Below are 16,319 nucleotides of genomic sequence, written 5' to 3' on the forward strand. Positions count from 1 at the left end.
AAAATCATAAAGAACTTTCTATTTCTTTAGCTAATATATCCTTTGTTCCATATGGAATCATGGAAAATATTTCAGAGACTTTAAAATCAAGATTTGGATTGAATTTGAAATCGACACGATATTTATTCCATTTTTTCACTGCTAAATCTGAAAACGAGAGTGGAGTGTTTAAATCTTGTGATAATTTTTTTGCAACATCTTCTTTTTCAAATTCAGTCAATGCCGGTGAAGCAAGAATCCTGAATATACCAAGTCTTCCACCTATAAAAATGGCCTCAAGATTTACATTGTCACTATAATTCGAAGCGCATACATAGACTTGATGGCTTGAAACATTTCCACCATCTTTACAATTTTGATTGTATACAAAACTAATTTTTGCCATATCCTGTAATCGATAACCGAAAACAGAGAAAGCGTGAATCCCTACATACGGGTTAGAGACACCATCTGCAAAAAACCAATTTTTAATTGTTTCTTCATGGTTTGCTGATTCATTCTTTGAAAAAAGAAGTTTCGATTTTGACTTATCAGAATATATATTAATTTTCTGAATGACTGTTTGAAATGATTTGTTGTGTTGAAAATCTGAAATTGTGAGAATTATTTCTACAAAATATTTCTTTTTTTCTGATTTTATCAAGTCTGATAAAAGTGACCCGTTAATGTCTAAAGAATTAATTGCATGATAATTAGCAATTAACAATAAAAAATAGTCCGGATAAAATGGATGTGGGCTATGATCTCTAAAAACTGCGTGGTATGGATTATCAAAAAAACTATTAACCGAAATTTTATCAAGTGATTTATTTGTCTTCAGAGTAATTGTATCTGAAATTCTAAATTTTTGAATCTCATTAAACTCAAGTAGCTTAGCTTCTAATTCAGACTTTGTCTTTTCTAGAAGCATTTTCTTTTTATCTTCGGAATCAATAATATATTTTGAATTGACAATATAATTAATGTGTTTTTCAAGTCTTTCAGGGTTGTTTTTTAATGCAACATACATCAGATTCTCGCTATTTAGTTCTACGATTGAATCATCTGCAAAAACATGAAAACTAGATAAAGTAGTGATAATAATCAACAGTAATTTCATTGTTGTACCATATTAAAAAACAGGTGGAATCTTACAAAAATTGAAACCTATCTGCAAATTTATAATAAAAATAACACAAAAGGATAGTTGCTTAGTAGGATAAATTTTAATTCATAAATGAAATACAAAGTTAACTATTCTGAAATTGAGTGCAGCGAGTTTGTGTGCTAATATTTCTGCATGAATAAAGGCACAAACAACTTATCAGAAGAAATCGCACGAAGGCTTGAAGAAATTCAAAAGTCATCGGAAAAGAAATCCTTGATTGAAAAATTCAAGAACGATTTTCCTGACAAAATAGAGTGGCTAAATGCATTTTCTCATGATGATGCCAAGAAATATCAAAGCTCGAAGAATGTTCCAGAAATCAACGGTTTTCAAATTCAAAAAGTTATTGGAATGGGGGCGAACGGCAAAGTTTTTTTAGCAACTGAAAATCAAACTGGAGAGTCTTTTGCTATAAAAATTCCATTACAACTTCTTAGCGAAGATCAAATGCATCGCTTTCATCATGAGTCTCGGTTGTTGTCATCGTTAACTCATAAAAATATTGCACAAGTTTATCAGACCGGTGTGATTGAAAACAGTGAATTGCCTTACATTGTGATGGAATATGTCGAAGGGGAAAATATATTTTATTACTGTCAAAATCATACCTTAACAAGTCAGCAAAAAGTAAAACTTTTTATTCAAATTCTGGATGCTATTCAATATGCACATAACAGAGGAATTGTTCATCGTGATATAAAGCCGGATAATATTCTTGTAACCAAAGATCAACAAGTCAAATTACTGGATTTCGGAATTGCAACAGCGACAGAAAACAGTACACAACAACTCACTCAATTAACAAAAACAGGTCAAATCGTTGGAACCTTGGCGTATATGAGTCCGGAACAAGTCAGCGGACTGGATACTCTCGATACACGTGCCGATGTTTACTCGTTGGGTGTTGTACTTTATCAGCTTCTTTCAGGTTCATTGCCATTTAAAATTGATGCCAACCAGATATTTTCTGCAATCAGTAAAATTATCGAAGATTTACCAACAAAGATTACTGCAGCAAACAACTCTGTTGATTCAGAACTGGCAACCATCGTTCATCACTCCATTGAGAAAAAAGCAGATAATCGTTACCAATCAGCCAATGAATTTAAACGGGATTTGCTGAATTGGCTAAATGATGAACCAATTTCTGTTAAAAGCAATTATACCTTATGGTACACACTCCGCCACTTAGCAAGAAAGCATCGAGCATTATTTACCGGAACAATATTGGCAATTCTTGGTTTGATTTCTGGGTTGGTTTTTGCCATTTCATTTGCGGTTAAGGAGCAACAAGCTCGAAAAATCGCCGAAACCAATGCACTGACCAATCAAAGAACAGTTGATTTTATTAATGAGATATTTTCCTCCGCGGACCCGGAGAATGTCTATGGAGAAGAGTTAACTGTTCTGCAATTAATCGATAATGCTGAAAGAAGTTTGGAATACCAACTTCAAGGTGAAACTGAAGTTGAAGCAAGAATTCGTACGACTATTGCTGGTGTGTATGCTGGTTTAAATCAAACTGAGTCAGCTCTTAAACAATTAGAAAAAGTAAGAAACTTACTTCCTGAGTTAAAAGAAGTGCAGAACTATCATGACTTCTATTATGCAGTTAACTTTATCGAGGGAAAAATAAATCTAGCATTAAACAATACGAATGAAAATATTGAGCTATTAAACCAATTAATTAAGGAATCTGAAAATTATCCTGTTGATAAACATCAAGCCCAAGTTGCTCTGGCAAATACTTATCTTCAAGCAGGCGATGTTGATCGTGCACAAGTATTATTGGAAGAAATCACTCAGGCACCTGTTTCTGAAGATTTTCCTCTTAATCATATTTCTCGGCTTTTTGCTCAGAATAGTTATGCTTTGTTATTTGACAAATTAGGTAACTATAAAAAATCGAAAGAACTCTATGAGAAGAACTTAATAAGTCATATAGAGTTTTATGGTGAGCATCACATGCAAACTTTAATCATTCGTAATAATTTGGCAACTGTCGAAGTTCGTATGGGAAACACTCAAAGAGCAGAAGAGATGTTTCGTAAAGTGATTGAAGGGAAGAGCGAAATATTGGGTGAATATCATCTGAGTACAATGGTTTCTAAAGCCAATTTATTATCTGTATTAGTGACATCCGAACAATTTGAGTTAGCGGATGAATATTCAAAACAACTATTAGCAGACCTGGAGCAACATATCGGTGAATTGCACCCAAGGACACTCGATGTTAAAAATATGCGTGCCTATTTGCTGGAGGATATGGGACAATTGAGTGAAGCAGAACAACTTTATCGGACCACGTTAAAACAATATAGTGAAAATGGCATTGTCAAAGGACCGGAGCTCTTTAGTTTGCAAAACAACTTGGCAATGCTTCTTATGAAAGAAGAAAAGTTGGACGAATCTAAACAAATATTTGCAGAATTATTGGAAAATATTGAAGAATATTTGGGTAAAGAACATATTTATTATGCTATATTTATTGGTAACTACGGTGAGTTGTTGATGAAGCTGAAAGAGTTTAAAGCTGCTAAGCCTCTATTACAAAAAAGCCACGATAAGATAGTTGAGTCTTTTGGTGAGAATCACCAACGAAGCATTAAAGCTAAAAAAAGGCTGGAACAGTTAGCCCAATCAGAATAGAATAGTTATTAAGACGAGATATAGATAGCAATGACTGAACTGCGAATAATTATTTTAATCATAGGCCTTATTATTCTGGGGTTGATTTACTATTTTGGTACCAGAAAAAAATCCAAACCAGATCCTGTTGATGATGTAACTGAGGAACTAAAAGAACCAGATTTGGGCTTAAATCTTTCTGCTCACCGTCCCAATGACTTGCCCAGACGGAAATCTGTACTCACTGATTCACACACTTCTATCGATGGAATGGGCTATGAAAAAATTGTAACGCTGTTTATCCATGCGAAAGACGGTCAGCAATTTGACTGGTATATGATAAATACGGCTGCTGAGAAAGTCGGTCTGGAATTTGGCAAAGATAATATTTTCCATCGTTATAATGGTTTTGGTGATGACAAGCAGTTGATATTCTTAGTTGCTAATATGTTAAAACCCGGAGTTTTCCAACCGGATTTAAGAACAACCGGTTTGGTTTTTATTATGACACTTCCTGCGACCATGCCGGCTTTGGATATGTGGGATACCATGTTTCCAGTTGGTGAAAGGATGGCAGAGCTTTTGGGTGGAAAATTGACTGATGAAAATCATCATATATTTTCACGCCAGCGCATTGCCTCGATGCGTGAGGAAATGCGCGAGTTTGATCATCAGCATCACTCATGAGTAATGAGATAAAAGCAGTTATTGAAAAACTCCGACTGCAACTCAATGAATATTCATACCGCTACTATGTTCTCGATGAGCCAACAATCAGCGATGCAGAATATGATAAGCTCTATCATGAGCTGTTAAATCTCGAACAAAATAATCCGCAATTCATCAGCGAAGACTCTCCGACACAACGAATTGGAGATAAGCCTTTGGATGGTTTCTCTCAAGTGAAACACGAAATTCCGATGCTTTCCCTTGGCAATGTTTTTACAGATAATGAGCTTATTGATTTTGATAGACGCTTACGGGATTTGGCGGAAATCAATGAAATTGAATACTCTGCTGAACCTAAATTGGATGGTTTGGCTGTCAGTATTGTTTATCAAAACGGAAAATTACATCAGGCGGCGACACGAGGTGATGGAACAGTTGGTGAGGATATAACAGCCAATATTCGCACTATCAAATCCATTCCGTTAACACTTCGCGGAGAGTCAATTCCCGCAAAACTGGAAATTCGTGGTGAAGTGATTATGCCCCGAAGTGGCTTTACCAAATACAATCAAACAGCGGAACAATTAGGTGAAAAAACATTCGCCAATCCCCGAAATGCTGCCGCCGGAAGTTTGCGTCAATTCGACCCCAAACAAACAGCCAGACGTCCATTGAAATTCTATGCTTATTCCTTGGGTGTAGTTTCTGAAAATCTTGAGTTTACAACTCATATTGAAACTCTGAACTGGATTCAATCACTGGGAATACCGGTCAATAACCTCAATCAAACGGTTCAAGGCGCCAATGGATGCCAAAAATTTTATGAAAAAATTGGCAAATTGAGAGATTCTCTGGATTATGATATTGACGGAGTGGTTTACAAAGTCAATGACTTGGCATTACAGCAAAAACTTGGTTTTGTCACCAAATCGCCTCGATGGGCAACGGCTCATAAATTTCCGGCACAGGAAGCGGTGACAGTAATTGAAAAAATTGACGTCCAGGTCGGCAGAACCGGCAGTATTACTCCGGTCGCCCGGTTAAAACCGGTTGTTGTTGGCGGAGTGACGGTCACTAATGCCACTTTACACAATGAAGATGAAATTCGTCGCAAAGATGTTCGTCAGGGAGATAGCGTTTTTGTTCGTAGAGCAGGGGATGTCATACCTGAAGTGGTTAAAGTAATTATATCTAAACGACCAAAAGACTCTGTTGAATTTCAAATGCCGACACATTGCCCGGTTTGTGAAACCAAATTACATAAAATTGAAGGCGAAGCTGTTCTAAGATGCCCGGCAGGTTTGTATTGTGATGCTCAACGCAAAGAAGCGATTAAACATTTTGCCTCCAGAAAAGCAATGGATATTGATGGTTTGGGCGATAAACTGGTCGAACAAATGGTCGATGAACGACTGATAAAAACTGCTGCCGATATATTCCACCTTAAACAACAAGATGTTAGTCAATTAGAAAGAATGGGCGAAAAATCAGCTCAAAATCTTTTGCAGTCGATTGAAAAATCCAAACACACCAGTCTGAACAAGTTTATTTATGCTCTGGGAATTCGCGAAGTTGGCGAAGCCACAGCCTTGACCTTAGCTCAGAATTTACGAAATATTGAAAACCTTAGTAAAAGCAGTGTTGAAGAACTTCGAGAATTACCGGATATCGGACCGATTGTTGCCGAAAGGCTCACACAATTTTTTTCTGAAGAACATAACTTACAAGTGATTCAACAATTACTTGATGCCGGAGTTTATTGGGATGAAATCGAAGTCCCCGATGAAAACACGCAGACATTAGCAGGTAAAACTGTAGTCTTAACCGGAACATTAACACAATTCACCCGTGCCACAGCGAAAGAAAAACTCCTCAAACTCGGAGCAAAAGTCGCAGGTTCTGTTTCCAAAAACACCGATTATGTTGTCGCCGGAGCCAATGCCGGCTCAAAACTCACTAAAGCCGAATCTTTGGGAGTTGAAGTCAAAGATGAAGAGTGGTTATTGGCTTTATAGTTCCTTTTTACTCGTGCGAAAAAGGAACGCAAAAAGCACGCCCCGAACTCTCAGCCTGCGGCTTCCCAAAATATTTCTTCAAATTTGGCGAAGTATTTGAACTCGCTTCGCTCAGACATAAATACCTCGTGACTCCAAATTTTCAAAAAATATTTCGGTGAGAGTTAAGGGGTTTTAAAAAGAACGCCGTCATACTGAGCGGAGTGGGCGAAGTCCACGAAGTCGAATGTATCTCATCAAGACTATCATTTAGCTGTATTTAATTCACCTTACAATGAGCATTCATTATAAACTTACAAATAATCCAACGGACTAAAACGGTTTTTCTGACTCAATTCACGCACCACATGGGTATAAACCATGGTCGTTTCCAGTCTTTTGTGTCCCAAAAGTTCCTGAATGGTGCGTATATCAATTCCTGCTTGTAATAAATGTGTCGCATAAGAATGGCGAAAAGTATGAGCCGTAATTTTTTTATTGATGCCGGATTTAGTTACTGCTTTTTTCAAATTTCGTGAAAAAGTACTCTCCAACACATGATGGCGCCTGTAAACACCCGAAACAGGGTCTTTGGAAATGCTATTCATCGGGAAAAGATACTGCCACTTAAATTCCTTATTCGCATTGGGATACTTCTTTGCCAGTCCATAAGGCATTTCAACTGTTCCATATCCATCAGCCAAATCCTGCAAATGCTGTTCTTTATTTTTATCAATCAAATTATGAAAATCATCAATCAGTTTTTGTGGTAAAGGAACAGTTCTGTCATTCAGTGATTTGCTGTCATAAATAAGTATCCGATTGTAAGCAAAATCAATATTTTGGATTCGTAATTTCAAAGCCTCAGACAACCTCAAACCACAACCGTAAATGGTCTGAACAATGGTTTTATAAATCCCTTGAGGAAACTGACTGACAATATGCTTTACTTCTTTAATATCCAGAACTATAGGAGTCCTGATTCTTTGCTTGGCTCGCAAAGCGGAGATATTTTCATCCTCCATAGAAACTCCTAACACCTGTGTATAGAGAAACAACAAAGCATTAAAAGCCTGATTTTGAGTCGGTGCAGAAACTTTACGAGTCACCGCCAGATGAGATAAAAACTGCTCAATTTCAATTTTACCCATATCCTTTGGATGTCTTTTCCCATGAAATAATATGTATTGTTTTATCCATGAAACATAGGTTTTTTCAGTATTTCTACTGTAATGCTTAAACCTGATTTTGGTACGAACTTGATCCAATAACTTCATAAAATGCACATATTGCCGATATTTACTGATATTATTGCATAAATGCATAAATAACATTGTAATTCCGCTTAAACAAGCACGAAAAATTCGCTTTACTACATAAAACAGCTGTGATAGTATGAAAAACCATGAAAACGAGTGCATTAAAATACGCAAAATATTTAATATCTTGCATTGATGCACATATAATAAATTGTTATACAATCAACTTGAAATGAGATTCATATGAAAAAATTAATTAGCATTATTCTCTTGGCTTTCCTATTACCGACAACGGGTAATACCGAAGATGTACATAAGCATGAAGAACACTTAAAGGTTTCTGGAGTAAATGCACTTTCTCCTGATTTGCGCAACTTATTATCTGAAGAAATGAAGGCATTACAGAGTGGAATGATGTCTATCATCCCCGCATACGTTTCTGGAAACTGGAGTGAAATCGAAACTACGGCAAAAAAAATAAAGAATAGTTATATTTTGAAACAAAGACTGACGGAAAGCCAAGTGAAAGATTTACATTCCGCATTACCACCTGAATTTTTTGATAAAGACCAGAGGTTCCATTATTTAGCTGGAATGCTTGAACATGCTGCAAAAAGTGAAAAGCCAGAGTTGATAAATTTTTATTTTTCTGAAATGAATGAATCGTGCGCTAGTTGTCATTCCGTATTTGCAACTCATAAATTCCCAGCCTTGAAAGCAACAGAAAAAGATGGGCATGTGCACTAATATGTATAACAAGGCAAATGCACTCGGACTGCCAAAAGCTGCGCCGCTCGTTCCTCGCTATGCAGCTTTTGGCATCCGGTGATTTGCGGCGTTATGTTTCTTAGGAGGAATCATGGGGTATCTATACTTGGCCATAGCTATTGTTGCTGAAGTAATTGCAACAAGCGCTCTAAAGGCATCAGAAGGTTTTTCGAAACTTATACCAAGTCTAATTGTTATCGTTGGCTTTGGTGTGGCTTTCTATTTCCTATCTCTGGTTTTAAAAACTATTCCTATGGGTGTTGCCTATGCAATCTGGTCAGGTTTGGGAATAGTCTTGATTTCAATAGCAGGACTCTTGCTATTCGGCCAAAAGCTAGATACCGCTGCCATTATTGGAATTTTATTGATTATTAGTGGTGTGGTAGTTATGAATGTATTTTCTAGTTCAGTCAGCCATTGAAACATAACAAGTGCGTCAACAAGGACGCTCATAAATTCGCGCCTGTTACGCAGGCGTTATACGTTAGAAACTTAGTTTAAACATGAGCGAAAAAGCTCATTAATTGAAGGTAATAATTAGTGGCTCAATCAATAGAACCAAATATTGCAGATCTAGCAAACGGATGGTTGAAATCTTATAAACTGCCATACAAATTAGAGCAGGAGTCAGTCAATGCGGAAATTGACAAAGCTCTTTCTGACTACTTCACAAAAAATGGAGGCGCAGGTGCAAATCGGCCTGATGCTAAAATTCTTCTGCAAGACAAGAACTTAGAATTCTATCCTGTTCTTATTGAGTACAAAGGTTACAAAGATAAACTTATAAAACTTGATAAAGATGGGCAGGTTGAAAACAGAACTTCCAAAAATGAACCTCATTTTAAAAATATCAATTCGTTTGCTGTAAACGGTGCGGTTCATTATGCGAATGCATTGCTTCATCATACAAGCTATACAGATGTTATCGCTATCGGAATGACTGGCCACAAAAATGAATTAGGGGAAATACATTACGAAATCGGCGTTTACTATGTTTCAAAAGGTAATTTGGGAGCAGGACAGAAAGTAGGCGACTATACCGACTTTTCATTTTTAGCTCCGAAGAATTTTGATAAATTTATCGAAGTTGTAAAAACACTACAGCTTCCTCAGGAAGAGATTGATAGGTTAAAAGAGCAACGCGAAAGAGAAATTGATCAAAGTCTTGTAAAGCTAAACAATGATATCTATCAAAGCGAGAAAGGCTTGGGAGAAAACGATCGGGTCTATTTGGTCGCAGCCTCAATTATTGCAACTCTTGGAATTCCAGGAAAAGTAGCGCCGCTTGAAAAGTCGGATTTAAAATCATCTACGGAAAAAGGATATAGAGATGGCGACTTGATGATTAAGAAAATTGAATCATTTTTTAGTCATAAAGAACTTCCAGATGAAAAACGACAGCTTATTATCAGAGCGCTTTCCAATACGCTATTAACAGAAAATATCAACAAAGTTGAAAATGGAGAAAGCCAGCTAAAAAGAGTTTTCACAAAAATTGTCGATGATTTAGGAATCTACTACAAAATTGGTCTAACGACCGATTTTACAGGCAAACTCTTTAATGAAATGTATGGTTGGCTAGGGTTTTCGCAAGACAGGTTAAATGATGTCGTACTTACGCCGTCGTATGTTGCTTCGCTCCTAGTAAAACTTGCAAGAGTTAATAAAGACTCTTATGTGTGGGATTTTGCCACGGGATCGGCAGGTTTGTTGGTTGCTGCTATGAATGAAATGCTGGTTGATGCAAAAAACAACATTAAATCGCCAGATGATCTTGCAAAAAAAGAGGTACAAATCAAAGCCGAACAGTTGCTAGGTTTAGAACTGCTCTCAAGCGTTTATATGTTGGCAATTCTCAATATGATTTTAATGGGAGACGGCAGTTCTAATATTTTAAATACGGACTCAATAAGGGACTTTGATGGTAAATATGGTTATGGAAAATCTGATGAAAAATTTCCTGCGGATGCTTTTATATTGAACCCACCGTATTCTGCACAAGGTAACGGGATGAATTTTGTTGAAAAAGCATTGAACATGATGAGCAAAGGCTATGCTGCAATCATTATCCAAAACTCTTCAGGATCAGGAAAAGCTACCGATTACAACAGAAGAATTCTGTCTAAGCACACGCTTTTAGCTAGCATCAAAATGCCTGTAGATATTTTTATTGGCAAATCTAGTGTAAATACCAACATCTACGTTTTCAAGGTCAACGAAAAGCACCATAAAGATGACACTGTAAAATTTATAGACTTCTCTAATGACGGTTACACTAGAGCAAATAGAAGAAAATCAAGTAACAATTTAATAGATACTGACCGCGCGAAAGAAAGATATGAAGAGCTAGTTAATTTGGTGCGCTTTGGGAAAGGAAAATTAAATATATTTACCGAAAAAGAGTATTATGAAGGGTCAATAGACCCAGATAATGGCGCAGATTGGAATCAAACTGCTCCAGTAGACACTACTCCAGATTTGCAGGATTTCAGAGGAATTGTAGGTGAGTATTTAGCGTGGGAAATCGGAACACAACTAAAGCACAAAAACAATAATAAATTATCAATGCCATCTAGTTTGATGTTGGAAAATGTTGAATGGGGTGAATATGAACTTGGAAATCTTTTTGATATAAGACCGACAAAATATTACAAGTTAAAAAACGAAGAAATCCTAAGCCCAAATGGTACGGTTCCATTGATTTCTAACTCTTCGACAGATAATGGGGTTATGGGATTTTCCAATTTAGATGCAAAAAATACAGGTAATACATTAACTTGCTCTGACACAACAATGGGAGCAGAAACAATGTTTTATCAAGAAAAAGATTTTATTGGGTATTCACACATACAGCATTTAATTCCTAAGTTCGAACCTTTCAATAAATCAATTGCAAAAATGATTATTTCTGCTTGTAGAGTTGTCACATCAAATAAATATGACTACGGCAATAAGTTTAATCGCGAAGCAATGAATAAAACCAAAATTCAACTGCCTACAAAGGACGGTGAAATTGATTTTGATTATATTGAACAATTTATGGCCGTTATCGAAAAGGATAGAATTCAAGTTTTAGAAGAATATCTAGAGACTAACATTTCGAGTTAGCCAAATTACAGAGAATTAAGACACGTGTTGATAGAAAAACGTATAACAAGTCAATCAACTTCGCGCCTGCGGCGCCGGACGCAGCAAAGCTGCGCCGGTTATTGAAGCGATAGATTGGCGCATCCCTGCGCCAATCTATTGTGGAGCTAACCTGTTTCCTTCGATGATATTCGGAGTTGGATTTTAAAACAAAGTTTATTTGACCGGTGGCTTGAGTTATCTTAAACTAAAAAGATAAAACAGAAACGGAGCAAAATATATGACCGAGTGCTCAAATGGCTGCGCCACCTATCAACAAAGCACAACACAAACAAGCCTTTCCATGGCCAATCCTGACCATGAAAAGACTAGCAGGTTAGCTCACCGTTACTAGATTCCTGAACGAAGTCGGGAGTGACAAGGTTTCGGTTTTTATCCCCTTTTACTCTCACCGAGGTATTTTGAAAATTTGGAAATACGTTTGCTTATGTCTGAATGTCGCTTGCGACATGAGTTTCAAGCAAACGCCAAATTTGATGAAATATCGAGGGAAGCCTTTAGGCTGAGAGTTTGGGGTGTGTTTTGTGTTACTTTTTATTCGTATCATCGTGATACTCACCATCCTCCATGATGGCTTTCGTGAAAATGTTTTCCAGAAACATTTTTGCACAAGCAAAAGTAACGAAAAGAAGGATGCTGAAATAAATTCAGCATGACCAGAATTTTGCACCTCGTCATCTCAACGTGAGGTACATGGAAATATCTCACGAAAGATTTCTCCATTCACTTCGTTCAATCGAAATGACGGAGAGCAGTTTAGTAATCTACTTGGTGCTCTTTTCACTCTCACAAAGTATGATTAAAAAACCTTACGGCAATGTATTCGGCAATACCAAAACTTCACCAACTAAAATCGTATTGCTGTTTTTATTGTTAGCTTTTTTGAGGTCGGTCATTGTGACGTTGTAAGATTGAGCGATTCCGCTGAGAGTGTCACCGCTGGCAACAATATGTTTTTTTGATGTAACATGGTTTGCTATCCATGTGTTTGGTGGTGGAGATTGGTAAAAATAGGCTTTGATTCCATCTTTGATTTTTTCAGCCAATTTGTTTTGGAAATCGCTGGTTTTGAGCCTTTTTTCTTCATCGGGATTACTGATATATGCAGTTTCAATCAACATGGATGGAACGTCCGGTGATTTCAGTACTACAAAACTGGCTCTTTCCACATATTTTTTATGAGGAGCTTCGATTTTTTTCAAAGATTTTAAAACTTCGCTGGCAGCCTTTAAGCTGGAATCCATAGCAGCGTTTTGTGATAAGTCCAGTAATACTTTAGCCAGGACATTGTCTTTATCCTCTAAAACAACGCCACCAACCAGGTCAGATTTGTTTTCAGATTGAGCTAACCATTGGGCTGCCTCTGATGATGCACCGTTTTTGGATAATATGTAAACACTCATGCCTCTGACCTTAGGATCAGTAAAAGCATCTGCGTGGATGGATACAAATAGGTCCGCTTGAGCTTCACGAGCTTTAATGAATCGTTTTCTCAAGGCAACATAATAATCACCATCACGAATCATGACGGCTTTCATGCCTTTTTCTTTATTAATGATTTCAGCGAGTTTGTTGGCGATTTGCAAAGTAAGAACTTTTTCATAAGTCCCGGAAGCACCGGTTGCTCCGGGATCCTCACCACCATGACCGGCATCAATGGCGACGATAATGTCTCTGTCTTTTTTGTTTAAAACCTGTTGAACCGTTTTCTTTTGGACTTGTTCATTTTCCAGTTTAATAACCAATCTGTGACCATATTGCTGAGCGGGCTTTAACAGAAAACTTTTGGCTTTTTGTTTTTCATTCAGGTCAAAAACAAGTCTTAAGGTGTTTTTGCCTTTTTTACCATTTCTGATATTTTTTATGACAGGGTTGCTGGTAACAGATAACGAATTTTTGAGCGAGGTTTGCTCAATATCAACCACCACTCTTGGAGGGTTGTCGAGTTGAAAAAGTTTATAGTCAACCTGATCTGATAAATCCAAAACAGCCTTGGTATCATCCGGGCCACTCCAAATTCTCAAACCTTTCACTTCTCTGCTTGCAAATAAAGCCGTGGAGAAGCTGATAAGTATTACTGTAATCATTAACTTCTTCATAGTCTCATTCTAGTATCAAAAAACAGTAAAAACAAGAAATAACCATAAAATACAGTTAGATACGAAAGATTTATCAAGTAATGTGTAGATTAACGGTTCGTTTTTTATTCTTTAACAACTCAAATGTGAGAATCATCGACGGCTCAGGGAGAACCGAGTTCCCTCTTTCAGGCCATTCAATAATGACAATGTTTTCGCCATTAAAAATATCATCAATACCTAAATAGTAGATTTCTTCCTGATTGCCAATGCGATATAAGTCAATATGATAAACCGTCGCTTTATCGAGATTGTATGTTTCGTAGATTGCATAAGTCGGACTTTTGACTCTTTGATCGTAACCTAAACTCTTTATCAGAAACTGTGTAAAAGTTGTCTTTCCGGCTCCTAAATCTCCTTTGAGGAAAACCACATCTCCCGGTTGAAGGCGCGAACTCAAATCTTTAGCAAAATCCTCAAGTTGGGATAATGTGGATATGTCTTTAATCATTTAAAATACCCGATAGGTTTTCAATTACATCTCCGGCAATCAAGCAGTTGCCTTTGTTGCTTTTTTCGGCGGCTAAAGCATGCCAAACAACCGCTGTATTGGCTGAATCTAACAGACTAAAGCCTTGTGCAACTAAACCGGCGATGATTCCGGTGAGAACATCACCCATGCCGGCCGTTGCCATGCCACTATAGCCATAAGGGCAAATAAACGCTTCGCCTGTTGGAGAACAAACAACTGTACCAGAGCCTTTCAAAACCGTATAACAATTGTACTTTTTGCTAATTTGGCGAGCCGATTGAACACGGTCATTTTGAATTTCTTTGGTGGATTTGCCTAAAAGTCTAGCGGCTTCTTTAGGGTGTGGTGTGAGAATCGCGTTAGCATTTAAACAGATGTCAGTTTTTGCTAACAAGGTTATTGCATCGGCATCAATCACCAGCGGTTTGTTTTGATGCAAACAAAAATTTAAAGCATCCTTTGATTCCTGATTAAGCCCTAATCCGGGACCAACAGCAATAACATCGGCAGAAGATACTAGTTTAGATGTTTCAATACTATTAGCCGTAAGTAATTCGGGACAATGTAAAGAAATCAATACGTTTTGTTGGGTATTCGAAACAACTTCTACCAAGCCGCAACCACTTCTCAATGCAGCGTGGCCAGAAAGTATCGCAGCCCCAAGCATTCCGTCGTTTCCACCAACTACAACCACATTTCCAAAAGAGCCTTTGTGAGAGTTGTTCAAACGTTTGAATTGGTGGTGATTGAATGCCGATTTGTCTAAGGCATATATTTGCGTAGGGAATTCTTCAAAAACCTGTTCAGGAACATCCAAATCCTGAAGATAAAGTTTCCCACAATAGTCTTTTCCGTTATTGGTCAACAATCCGGGTTTGTAACAAATAACAGTAACTGTAATATCCGCTTTGACAGCAATGCCACAAACACAACCACAATCCGCATCCAAACCGGATGAAATATCGACAGATAGTGTTTTAGATTTCTGAGAGTTTATCCATTGAACTGCTTCGGCAAAATATCCCTCAACATCCCTACTCAAGCCGGTGCCGAAAATAGCATCAACAATACAGTCGAAGTTCGATGCAATTGGTGGTTTGTCATTGACAACCCCACCAATATTTAAAAAATCCTGAACTGCTAATTTGGCATCTCCCTGATAATTATTCCAGTCAGTCAAGCCCCAAAGATAAACTTCAATACCGTGCTCAATAGCCAGTTTAGCAATGGCAAAACCATCTCCGGCATTATTTCCCAATCCGGCAACAATACAAATAGATTTTTCGTTTCGCAGATAATTGAAAATAGCCGCACCAGCTTTTTGCATGAGTTGATAGCTGCTGATATTCAAATATTTTGCAGTTAAAGAATCAACCGTTTTGATATCTTTTTTTTGATAGCAAGGTTTCATTATGGTGCTAGTCTGTTGATAATCCATGAATCATCTTTTTTTTCATAAACAAAACGATCATGAAGTCGATTGCTTCTGCCTTGCCAGAACTCAAAACGATGAGGGACAATACGATATCCGCCCCAAGCATCAGGTAAAGGAATTTCTCCATTTGAAAACTTGGACTTGATTTGCGCCAGTTTCATTTGTAGAAAATCTCTCGATTCAATAATTTTAGACTGAGGAGAAATCCAGGCTCCAAGCTGTGATCCACGTGGACGACTGGTGAAATAAGCAAATGATTCCTTTTTTGAAATCTTCTCAGCTTGACCACTAATTCGTATCTGTCTTTCCAGATCCAGCCACGGAAATAGTAATGCCACGTTTGGGTTGCTATCAATTTCCTGTGCTTTTTGGGATGTGTAATTGGTAAAAAAAACAAAACCTTGCTCATCATAGATTTTTAACAATACGGTTCGTGAAGATGGAAAACCCTCAGCTGAAACGGTTGAAATAGACATAGCGTTAGGTTCATTCACACCAGCTTCTTTGGCTTGAATAAACCACTTGTCGAATTGTTTCAAAGGTGTTTGTTCTAAATCACTTCTGCTTAGTCCATACTTGCAGTAGTTTTTGCGTAAATTTGTAATATCCATCAAGGTTATGCCGTTTTAAATCAACTTAATAGACTTATTTTAGGTTAATTT

12 protein-coding genes and 1 pseudogene are annotated in these 16,319 nt (G+C 37.3%); 7 read left to right on the forward strand and 6 right to left on the reverse strand.

Going from position 1 to position 16,319, the window contains the following annotated elements:
* Positions 1-4 precede the first annotated feature (4 nt).
* On the reverse strand, positions 5-1,099 hold the full coding sequence (locus R3F25_05195) for a hypothetical protein (protein MEZ5496210.1): 1,095 nt from the start codon (positions 1,097-1,099) through the stop codon (positions 5-7).
* A 180-nt stretch (positions 1,100-1,279) separates the two neighbouring features.
* On the opposite strand from R3F25_05195, the gene R3F25_05200 reads away from it, so the two are divergent.
* From R3F25_05200 to ligA, 3 genes are read left to right on the forward strand one after another with little or no spacing between them, the layout of a single operon-like run.
* Positions 1,280-3,796 carry a serine/threonine-protein kinase gene (locus tag R3F25_05200; protein MEZ5496211.1) on the forward strand — a complete coding sequence of 839 codons (2,517 nt, stop codon included), beginning with the start codon at positions 1,280-1,282 and terminating at the stop codon, positions 3,794-3,796.
* Between the two features lie 30 nt (positions 3,797-3,826).
* Entirely contained in the window at positions 3,827-4,462 is a 636-nt protein-coding gene (locus R3F25_05205; GenBank protein ID MEZ5496212.1) for a cell division protein ZipA C-terminal FtsZ-binding domain-containing protein, read from the forward strand.
* Complete coding sequence (gene ligA / locus R3F25_05210; protein MEZ5496213.1) at positions 4,459-6,459, forward strand: NAD-dependent DNA ligase LigA; 2,001 nt, start codon at positions 4,459-4,461, stop codon at positions 6,457-6,459. Before R3F25_05205 ends, ligA begins: the two co-directional genes overlap by 4 nt.
* Before the next feature lie 293 nt (positions 6,460-6,752).
* Here the strand turns inward: ligA and R3F25_05215 are convergent, their stop codons facing one another.
* On the reverse strand, positions 6,753-7,715 hold the full coding sequence (locus R3F25_05215; GenBank protein MEZ5496214.1) for an integron integrase: 963 nt from the start codon (positions 7,713-7,715) through the stop codon (positions 6,753-6,755).
* Between the two features lie 225 nt (positions 7,716-7,940).
* Between R3F25_05215 and R3F25_05220 the strand changes: the two genes are divergently transcribed.
* From R3F25_05220 to R3F25_05235, 4 genes and pseudogenes are all read left to right on the forward strand, one after another.
* The gene (locus R3F25_05220) at positions 7,941-8,444 is read left to right on the forward strand and encodes a hypothetical protein (GenBank protein ID MEZ5496215.1); all 504 of its coding nucleotides are present in this window, start codon (positions 7,941-7,943) and stop codon (positions 8,442-8,444) included.
* A gap of 112 nt (positions 8,445-8,556) precedes the next feature.
* Complete coding sequence (locus R3F25_05225; GenBank protein MEZ5496216.1) at positions 8,557-8,886, forward strand: multidrug efflux SMR transporter; 330 nt, start codon at positions 8,557-8,559, stop codon at positions 8,884-8,886.
* 119 nt (positions 8,887-9,005) lie between these two features.
* Positions 9,006-11,015, forward strand: a pseudogene (locus R3F25_05230) (N-6 DNA methylase).
* Between the two features lie 30 nt (positions 11,016-11,045).
* The gene (locus tag R3F25_05235; protein MEZ5496217.1) at positions 11,046-11,573 is read left to right on the forward strand and encodes a restriction endonuclease subunit S; all 528 of its coding nucleotides are present in this window, start codon (positions 11,046-11,048) and stop codon (positions 11,571-11,573) included.
* A gap of 848 nt (positions 11,574-12,421) precedes the next feature.
* Here the strand turns inward: R3F25_05235 and R3F25_05240 are convergent.
* The 4 genes from R3F25_05240 to pdxH all read right to left on the reverse strand — a co-directional run bounded on the left by R3F25_05240 (position 12,422) and on the right by pdxH (position 16,268).
* A complete protein-coding gene (locus R3F25_05240; GenBank protein ID MEZ5496218.1) occupies positions 12,422-13,699 on the reverse strand; it encodes an N-acetylmuramoyl-L-alanine amidase in 1,278 nt (425 codons plus the stop codon).
* An 85-nt stretch (positions 13,700-13,784) separates the two neighbouring features.
* The gene (tsaE, locus tag R3F25_05245) at positions 13,785-14,201 is read right to left on the reverse strand and encodes a tRNA (adenosine(37)-N6)-threonylcarbamoyltransferase complex ATPase subunit type 1 TsaE (protein MEZ5496219.1); all 417 of its coding nucleotides are present in this window, start codon (positions 14,199-14,201) and stop codon (positions 13,785-13,787) included.
* Entirely contained in the window at positions 14,194-15,660 is a 1,467-nt protein-coding gene (locus R3F25_05250; protein MEZ5496220.1) for an NAD(P)H-hydrate dehydratase, read from the reverse strand. The genes tsaE and R3F25_05250 overlap by 8 nt, the downstream gene beginning before the upstream one ends.
* Positions 15,633-16,268: a pyridoxamine 5'-phosphate oxidase gene (gene pdxH, locus R3F25_05255; GenBank protein ID MEZ5496221.1), complete on the reverse strand. Its 636-nt coding sequence runs from the start codon at positions 16,266-16,268 to the stop codon at positions 15,633-15,635. Before pdxH ends, R3F25_05250 begins: the two co-directional genes overlap by 28 nt.
* Positions 16,269-16,319 lie beyond the last annotated feature (51 nt).

Source organism: Gammaproteobacteria bacterium, assembly GCA_041395445.1.
Classification (GTDB): domain Bacteria; phylum Pseudomonadota; class Gammaproteobacteria; order Xanthomonadales; family Marinicellaceae; genus NORP309.